1 protein-coding gene is annotated in these 9,972 nt (G+C 43.7%); it reads left to right on the top strand.

What is annotated here, in order from left to right; translation table 11 throughout:
• Window positions 1–9,972, top strand: a 9,972-nt coding sequence (locus V7126_RS21430) for an amino acid adenylation domain-containing protein (RefSeq protein WP_335498961.1), incomplete at both ends; no start/stop codon positions are given.

The raw sequence follows: 9,972 nt of genomic DNA, 5'->3' as shown, positions 1-9,972 counted from the left end.
AGCATGACGCCATCAGTGAAACGATCGTCACCGTCAGGGAAGACGGGGAGAGCCGCCCGTATATTTGCGCCTATATCACGGCAAAGCGCGACATCGCGATCGGCGAGCTGAGAGAATGGTTGAGAAGCAAACTGCCGGAATACATGATCCCCGCCTATTTTGTCAAACTGGACAAGCTGCCTCTGACCAAAAACGGAAAAGTGGACAGAAAAGCATTGCCTGAGCCCGACAAAACAGCCGCATCAGAAACGGAGTATGAAGCGCCGAGGAATGAAACGGAAGAAAAGCTGGCGTTCATGTGGCGAGATATATTACATATGGATAAACCGGGAATAAACGATCCTTTTACAGTGATGGGCGGACATTCATTAAATGCAATGGAGCTCATCGCAAAAATAAAAGAGGAACTGCACGTGGAAGTACCGCTGCATCAATTATTTAAGCTGGGTACCATAAAGGAATTGAGCGCTTTTATTGAAGCGAATCAAGAAGAGTCCGGTACTGACAACGGTATAGACAGAACGGCCGATCCGGAAAATATGCATGAAAGCTTTCCTCTCACAGGGATTCAATTGGCATATTTGGTCGGAAGGGATGAAACGTTTGAAATCGGCGGAGTGGCAACCAACCTGACAGTTGAATTTGAAGCTGATGTCGACTTGAACCGTTTTCAAGCGGCATTGCAAAAATTGATTAACAGGCATCCGATTCTACGCACAATCGTATTTGAAAATGGAACACAGAAAATTCTTGAAGGAGAACAATACTATGCGATAGAAACCTTGGATTTACGTCATTTAACAATAGAAGAAACAAAGGAAAGAATTTTGCAGCAGCGAGCGGAAATGACGTCAAAAATAATCGATCCAAGCACATGGCCTTTGTTTGAAATCAAAACGTTTATATTGCCGGAAGGGAAAAAATATTTTTTCCTTAATGCAGATCCGCTCATTTGCGATGATAGCAGCATGAAAATATTAATCAGAGAGTTTAAACAATTTTATGAAAACCCAAGCCTTCAGATCCCTTCTTTAGAATACACCTTCAGAGATTATGTGTTGGCAACGATTGAGTTTAAACAGACGAGCAGATATAAAAAGGACGAAAAATATTGGATGGATAAACTTGAGCATTTTCCTAGCGCGCCTGAACTGCCTTTAAAATATGATCCTGCTAATGTGACGAAGCCTACATTCAAGAAATTTTCAACGTTTTTAAATGAGCATACATGGAATCAATTAAAGAAGAAAGCAAGAAATAAAAATCTTACGCCGACATCGGTCCTTTGTGCAGCTTACGCTTATATACTGGCATACTGGAGCCATCAGAACCATTTTGCCATTAACTTAACCGTATTTAACAGAATCCCGTTTCATCCTGACGTGAAAAAAATGATCGGGGATTTTACGACCTTAATGCTGCTGGACATTAATGCAGAAGGGGCCATGAAGTCTTTTTGGAACTTTGCTTTAAAAGTTCAGGATACGCTCCTGGAAGCTCTCGAACACAGACATTATGACGGCGTTGATGTGATCAGACACATCGCCAGAAAAAATGCCATGAATAAAAAGGCTGTCATGCCGATCGTGTTCACAAGCGTACTGAGCGAAAACCCTGAAGACTCCTTTGATCAATTGGTGGATTTTGATAAAGTACATTTCTTTAGCACAAGAACATCTCAAGTATATATTGACAACCAGGTGTATGAAATCAACGGCGGTTTGTACATCACCTGGGACTATGTTGAGCAGATTTTTGAACATGACGTGATTGAATCGATGTTTAACCAGTATATAGACGTCATCGATCAAGTCGTATCCGATGGGGAAGTATCAAATATCCAAATCGATGAAAAGAGCCTCCGCTTGATACGGGAATACAATGATACAGATCAACTTTTCAATGCGCGAACGCTGCACGAGCTGTTTACCGATCAGGTTAAACAAGGGCCTGGCCGCGTTGCGTTGAAGCATCATGATGAGTTGATGACATATCAGGAATTAGACGAAAAATCAAATCAAGTCGCCAGGTACCTGCTGGAAAAAGGCGTAGGCAAAGGCGATTATATAGGGGTTATCGGCAAAAGAAGCATAGGCACGATCGTCAATCTGTTTGCCGTATTAAAGGCAGGTGCGGCATACATTCCGCTTGATCCGGATTATCCGGAAGAAAGAAAAGAGTATATTAAATTAAAAAGCAAATGCAAATTCTTTATCAATCCTGACATGCATCAACACGAAGATGTTCAATCATACTCTAAGGAATCAGTCGAAGTGAAAGTCGATCTGGAAGATGTGGCATATGTCATATTTACCTCCGGGAGCACAGGCAAGCCAAAAGGCGTTCAGATCACTCATGGAGCCGCAGCGAATACCATTATCGATATCAATGAAAAATTCGGCGTCACAGAAAAAGATAAAATCATGGGCATTTCCTCATTATGTTTCGATTTGTCTGTTTACGATGTTTTTGGCGCATTATCCAGCGGAGCTGCTCTTGTCATCATTGACGATCAGAGGGATGTCTTCCGCTTGAAAGAGACTGTGGAACAAGAGGAGATCACGATTTGGAACTCGGTTCCGGCGATTATGGGAATGACGGCTGATCTATATCGTGAAGATGAACGCAACCATCATCTAAGACTCGTGCTGCTCAGCGGAGACTGGATCCCGCTTCAGCTTCCCGGGAAAATAAAGAAAATTTATAAAAATACAGAAGTCATTAGTTTAGGAGGGGCAACAGAAGGATCCATCTGGTCCATATACTATCCCATTCATGAAATCAAAGAAGACTGGAAAAGCATCCCTTATGGAAAGCCTTTAGCCAATCAAAAAATATACGTATTAAATCAGCATAAACAGCTATGCCCTGTCGGTGTACAAGGAGAGCTGTACATAGGCGGAGCCGGGGTGGCAGAGGGATATATTAATGATAAAGAAAAAACGGACAAATCATTTCTATGGCATCAGGAATTGGGCTACATCTATAAAACGGGCGACCACGGCGTATTAAAAGAAGACGGCTATGTAGAATTCCTCGGAAGAAAAGACAGCCAGGTAAAGATCAGAGGATACAGGGTGGAACTGGGGGAAATTGAAAATACACTTCTGAAGCATGAAGATATCAGCAAAACCACCGTTATCGACTATACAAACCGGGACGGCGTGAAAAACTTATATGCTTTCGTCGTAGCAAAAAAAGAGGTCAGCCAAAAAGGACTAAAGGCATTTTTGCAAAAAACGCTGCCTGACTATATGATACCGGCGAAGTTCGTAAAAATAGACGAAATTCCGTTAACCGTAAACGGAAAAATCGATAAACGGATTTTGCAAGAATTGGCAGAGCAGCAAACGATAGATGAAGGCGCAGCAGACGGATTGATGCAGCCGGAAAATGAAACACAGGCCATGCTCCTTAAGATATGGAAAGATATATTCGGCTTGAACCGCATCAATCTAGACGTCAGCTATTATGAGCTGGGCGGGGATTCGCTGAAGGCCATATCCATCATTGCGGAAATCAATAAACGAATGAATGTTGAGATGCCGATAGGCGAAATCTTTAAAAATGACACGATCATCGCATTGGATCAATATTTGAAAACGAGGGAAGACAATCATGTTGAAAACCCTATCAAGAAGGCTTTAGAAAAACAATATTATGCGGCATCTCCTACACAAAAAAGGATGTACATGCTTTCCATGATGGAGAATGAAAGGGGAGCCTACCATATTCCGATGGCGCTTCTCGTCGAAGGACGGATCAACCCGGTTCAGCTTGAACAAGCATTCCACACATTTTTGCAAAGACATGAGATTTTGCGGACCGGATTTGAAATCCAAAACAATGAACTGATTCAGAAAGTTTATCATCATGTCGAATTTAAGATGGAATGCGAACGCGTGGGCACTGCCATTTCCGATGCAAATGCTTTAATGAAAGTAACAAGCGCTTACTGCAAAGAATCGACAAAGCCGTTTGATCTTAGCAGGCCGCCTCTGATGAGGGCGAAGCTGATTACAATCGACGATGACAAGCATATACTGGTCATTAATTTTCACCACATTGTTGCTGACGGCGCATCCCAAGGCATACTAATGAACGAAATATTGGAGCTTTACGCCGGCGAGCCGCTGCCGGAACCAGGCGTCCAATATAAAGATTATGCAGAATGGCATCATACATTTCATCAATCAGCCGCGATGAAAAAACAAGAGGAATACTGGCTTGATGTTTATCGCGACTTACCGCCGAAGCTGGATTTTCCGTATGATTTTAAACGGCGGAATATCGACGCTTTTGAAGGAAGCAACGTATATTTGCATATCGATCAAAAGCTGTCTGAACAGATAAGGGAATTGGCAAAACACAAGGGAACTACCCTCTATATGGTGATGTTAAGCGCATATTATGTGCTTCTAAATAAATATACAAGTCAGACGGACATTGTGGTAGGAACGGCTGCCGCTGGCAGATTGCACCAAGATCTTCAAGACGTCTTCGGCGTTTTTGTCAATACGCTCGCTTTGCGCAACAAGATCGACACGTCAAAACGCTTTACGGAATTTTTGAATCAGACGAAGGAACATACGATTACGGCCTTTGAACATTCTGAGTATCAGTTCGACGATTTAATCCGCAAGCTCGAAGTCAAAAGGGAATCTAACCGAAATCCTTTATTTGACACGATGTTTGTGCTGGAAGATGCCAGGATGTTTACGAAACAAAAAGGCGGTGTAAAACTCAGTCCGATCATTTTTGAATTAGACAATGCAAAATTTGATATGACGTTTAACATTTTGGATTTTGAACAAGAGATCATTTTGAATATTGAATATTCCACGAACTTATTCAAGGAAGAAACGATCTCAAGGATAGCTGAAAATTACATCGGGATTTTAAAAGAAATTACGGCAAATCCTGATGTAGCGCTGAACCAAATAGAGATGATCTCACGTCAAGAAAAGCAATGTCTCCTACAGGAGTTTAACAATACACAGGCCGATTATCCAAAAGGGGAAACCATCCACCGGCTCTTTGAAGAGCAGGTGAAACGGACGCCTGATCAGACCGCAGTGGTTTTTGAAAATCACCGGCTGACATACCGCCAGCTAAATGAAAAAGCAAATCGATTGGCGCGTCTGTTAAGGGAAAAAGGAGTGCAGCCTGATTCGCTCGTCGGGATCATGATGGAGCGTTCGGCCGAAATGATCGTTGCGATTATGGGAATCTTGAAGTCCGGCGGGGCCTATTTGCCGATTGATCCCGAATATCCGATTGACCGGATCAAATACATGATTGATGACAGCAAGGTCAACGTGATTCTTACTGATGATCCGTCTGGCAAAGAGCTTGAGACAGAAACGATCGAGTTCATTGACATTCAGGATCAAATGATTGATGAGCAGGACCCGGCTGACATTGCCAATGTAAACAAAAGCGGGGATCTGGCTTATGTGATCTACACTTCAGGATCAACCGGGAAGCCAAAAGGAGTCATGATCGAACATCGTTCCGTCATGAATCTCTGCAGCTGGCATCAAACATGCTATAACATCGCTCAAAACGATAAAAGCTCGATTTATGCAAGCATCAGCTTCGATGCCTTTGTGTGGGAGCTCTTCCCTTATATCACGGCGGGAGCATCGGTCCACGTCTTGAATCAGGAAACAAGATTGGATGTTCAACAATTAAATGAATATTTTAATGAACACGATATTTCGATTTGCTTTTTGCCAACTCAAGTCTGCGAACAATTTACGGCGCTTGATAATCATTCGTTAAGAACGCTGTTGACGGGCGGAGACAAATTAAACGTTTTTAAAGAAAAGAACTATCAAATCGTAAACAATTATGGACCGACAGAAAATACCGTCGTCTCTACAAGCTTTACAATAGACAAGCCGTATCAAAATATTCCGATTGGCAAACCGATCAGTAATGTCAAAGCGTATATCCTGAATCAGGACAATCAGCTTTCCCCGCTTGGATCTGCCGGCGAGCTTTGCTTGGCCGGAGAAGGATTGGCACGCGGATACTTGCACAGACCGGAACTGACCGCGGAAAAATTCGTACCGAATCCGTTTGCCCCTGAAGAAAGAATGTACCGCACAGGGGATCTTGCCAAAATATTGCCTGATGGAAACATCCAGTTTTTAGGGCGGGTTGACCAGCAGATAAAAATACGCGGCTACCGGATTGAACCCGGCGAGATCGAAAACCGGCTGCTCAAGTATGAAGATATTGATGAAGCAGCTGTCATTGCTAGGGAGGACGGAGGTCATGACAGTTACCTTTGCGCATATGTAGTAACAGCCAAAAATGAAATCACATCGGAAGAAATGAGGCGCTTTTTAAAGAAAGACCTTCCGGATTATATGATTCCTGCGCACTTTATCAAGCTTGAACAGCTTCCGCTTACCGTAAATGGAAAATTGGATAAGAACAGACTTCCTGCTCCTGAACGAAGGGGCGGATTGGATGAAGGCTACGAAGCGCCAAGGGATAAAACCGAAGAAAAACTCGCCTCGATTTGGGGAGAAGCTTTAGGAATCGAACATATCGGGATCAGCCGGAATTTCTTCGAAGCCGGCGGACATTCCCTCAAGGCAGCCGCATTATTGGCAAACATTCATCAAGAACTGAAGGTGAAGGTGCCGTTAAGACAAATGTTCGAAACCCCGACGATTAAAGGGCTTAGAGAATATATCGATTCGGCAAAAGAAAGTGCTTATCCATCGATCGCGAAAGCGGAAGACAAAGCTTACTACCGTCTCTCTTCGGCGCAAAAAAGGCTGTATATCCTCAATCAAATCGAAGGCAGCAGCGTCGCCTACAACATGCCTTTTGCCATGACAATTGAAGGCGATTTTGATGTCCGTCGATTCGAGAGTGCTTTGCAAAAAATAGTGAAAAGACACGAAGCGTTTAGAACTTCCTTTGTCATGGCCGACGGCGAACCTGTGCAAAAAATCGAAAAAGAGATCGATTTCCATACGGCATACAGCGTTAACGTTACAGAAAGCGTCAAAGAAAAAATAAGCCGTTTTATCAGGCCGTTTCGTTTGGACGAAGCGCCGCTTTTCAGGGCAGAAGTCATCAAAATGAATGAAAATCGGCATCTGATGATGTTCGATATGCACCATATCATTTCAGACGGCGTGTCAATGGATATCTTTATGAAAGAACTGTCTGCATTGTATGAAGGAAAAGACCTGCCGCCATTAAATATCCAGTATAAAGACTACTCTGAATGGGAAAAAGAATTCGTTCAGCACCATGAACTGAAAAAACAGGAAGTGTACTGGCTGAATATATTTAAAGGCGACATACCGGTACTTCAAATGCCGACAGATTATGAAAGGCCGCTGACCCAAAGTACTGAAGGAGACACCGTAACGCTGACAATCGAAAAAGAAACGTTCGGCAAGCTTCAGCACATGGCAAAAGAAAACGGGGTTACGATGTACATGATTCTTTTGGCGGGGTATACAACGCTGCTTTCAAAATATACCGGTCAAGAAGACGTCATCGTCGGTACGCCGATTGCCGGACGAAAACACGGGGATCTTAACCATCTTATCGGAATGTTCGTGAATACCCTGGCGATAAGAAATCATCCTGAAGGCAAAAAGACTTTCAGAGAATACTTAAACGAAGTAAAAGAAAACACGCTCTCGGCTTATGAAAACCAGGATTATCAATTTGAAGAGCTGGTTGAAAAGGTAAATATCGAAAGGGATATGTCGCGAAATCCGCTGTTTGATACGATGCTTGTGTATCATACGGCAGGAATGAAGCCGTTCGCGGCAGACGGGCTAAGAAGCGAGATGCTTGAGATCGAGCGCGGCATTTCTAAGTTCGATATAACGGTAAACGCAAGCGAATCAAGAGACGGATTAACATTGGAAGTCGAATATTGCACGGCTTTGTTCAAAAAAGAAAGAATAGAAAGATTGGCAAAACACCTTATCCATTTACTGAAGGCGGCGGCAGAAAACCCGGATATTGAATTAAATAAAATGGATGTAATGGGAGAGGCTGAAAAACACAAAATTCTCTATGAATTTAACCGTACAGACGGGGAGTTCTGCAAAGAGAAAACGATACCGGAACTGTTTGAAGAGCAGGCGGAAAGGACTCCTGATCATCCGGCGGCAGTCTTTGGGGACGACAAGATTACTTTCAGGGAACTAAAGGAAAGAGCTGATCATCTCGCCTCCATTTTGCGTGAAAAGGGAGTAGGCCCGGACGTTGTGACGGGTATTATCACAGAACGGTCAATCGAAATGGTGATCGGCATCATGGGCATTTTGAAAGCAGGAGGAGCCTATCTGCCAATCGATCCGGAGTACCCGGAGGAAAGAAAGAGCTATATGTTGCAAGACAGCCGCGTCAAGACGGTGTGCGTGGCCGGCAATGCTCATCCGGGTGAAGATTTTAATGGAGACATCATCAGGCTTGATCAATTGAATCAAAAAGAATCTGTACCGGGCTTGAAGCACCTTGCCAAGCCGCAACACGGAGCATATGTCATTTATACATCCGGCTCTACAGGACAGCCGAAAGGCGTCATGATCGAGCATCACAGCGTCAATAATTTGGTGCAGGGGCTGAATGAAAGGATTTACCGCCGTCATCATTCACGCCTAAATATAGCGTTGGTCGCGCCATATATATTTGATGCCTCCGTCAAACAAATTTTTGCATCGCTCCTGCTTGGGCATACTCTCTACATCGTACCGAGAGAAACGGGCTTTGACGCCGTGAGGTTAATCGAATTTTACGAGAAAAACAGAATCCATGTATCTGATATGACACCCGCCCATGTAAACATGTTGTCGCATGCGGACAAGATGGAACGGGATTTGGACATTCTCGAATTGATCGTAGGCGGAGATTCGCTAACACCGGAGCTGATCAATGGTTTATATGAAACGATTCCTAATCTGAAATGCAATATTACAAACGTATACGGACCGACAGAATGTTGCGTTGATGCCGCTTCATACCGAATTGAATTCGGAAAAACGGCGCCGAAACCGGTCCCGATCGGCACACCGCTTTTAAATACGAAAATATATATTCTCGATAAGAATCACAACCCTCAGCCGATCGGAATCGCCGGAGAATTGTGCATCTCCGGAGAAGGCGTAGCCAGAGGATACGTAAACAAACCAGAACTGACGGCGGAAAAATTTGTCGATCATCCGTTTGAGCCGGGCAAAAAAATGTATAAAACCGGAGATTTGGCAATATGGCATCAGGACGGCAATATTGAGTTTTTAGGAAGGGCCGACCATCAGGTGAAAATTCGCGGCTACAGAATAGAGCTCGGTGAAGTGGAAAGCCGTTTGCTAAGACACAAGGCAGTAAAAGAAGCAGCGGTGATTGCCAGAAAAGATCACAATCAAAACAGCTACTTATGCGCCTATTTTGCATCTCAAAAAGGATTGACCATTGCGGCGATGCGTCAATTCCTTGAAAAGGAGGTTCCTGATTATATGATCCCGTCATATTTTGTCAAGCTTGATCATCTTCCTCGGACATCAAGCGGCAAAATAGACAGAAAGGCGCTCCCGGAACATGACGGCAATGCAAGCACAGGAACGGAGTATGAGCCGCCCCGAAATGAAACCGAACACAAGCTGGTGCAAATTTGGAGGGAGGTTCTCGGTGCAGGCGATATCGGGATCAACCACCATTTCTTCGCCTCAGGCGGCGATTCAATAAAGGCGCTGCAGATCGTTTCAAAGCTCTCAAGGCTGAACTTGAAGCTTGAGATCAAGGATTTGTTTGCAAATCCTAAAATAAAAGACCTGAGCCAATCGATAACGAAAATTGCGAGAGAGCATAAACATAACGAAAACGTTACAGGCAAAACGGAATTGCTTCCAATCCAAAAACGGTATTTTGCAAAAAACAAAGAGGAAGCCGATCACTTCAACCAGTCATTTATGATCTTTAGAAAGG

The organism is Bacillus sp. JJ675 (assembly GCF_036963165.1).
GTDB lineage: Bacteria > Bacillota > Bacilli > Bacillales > Bacillaceae > Bacillus > Bacillus glycinifermentans.
The sequence above is the reverse complement of the archived record's forward strand: the minus strand, read 5'-3'. Positions and strand labels throughout refer to the sequence as shown.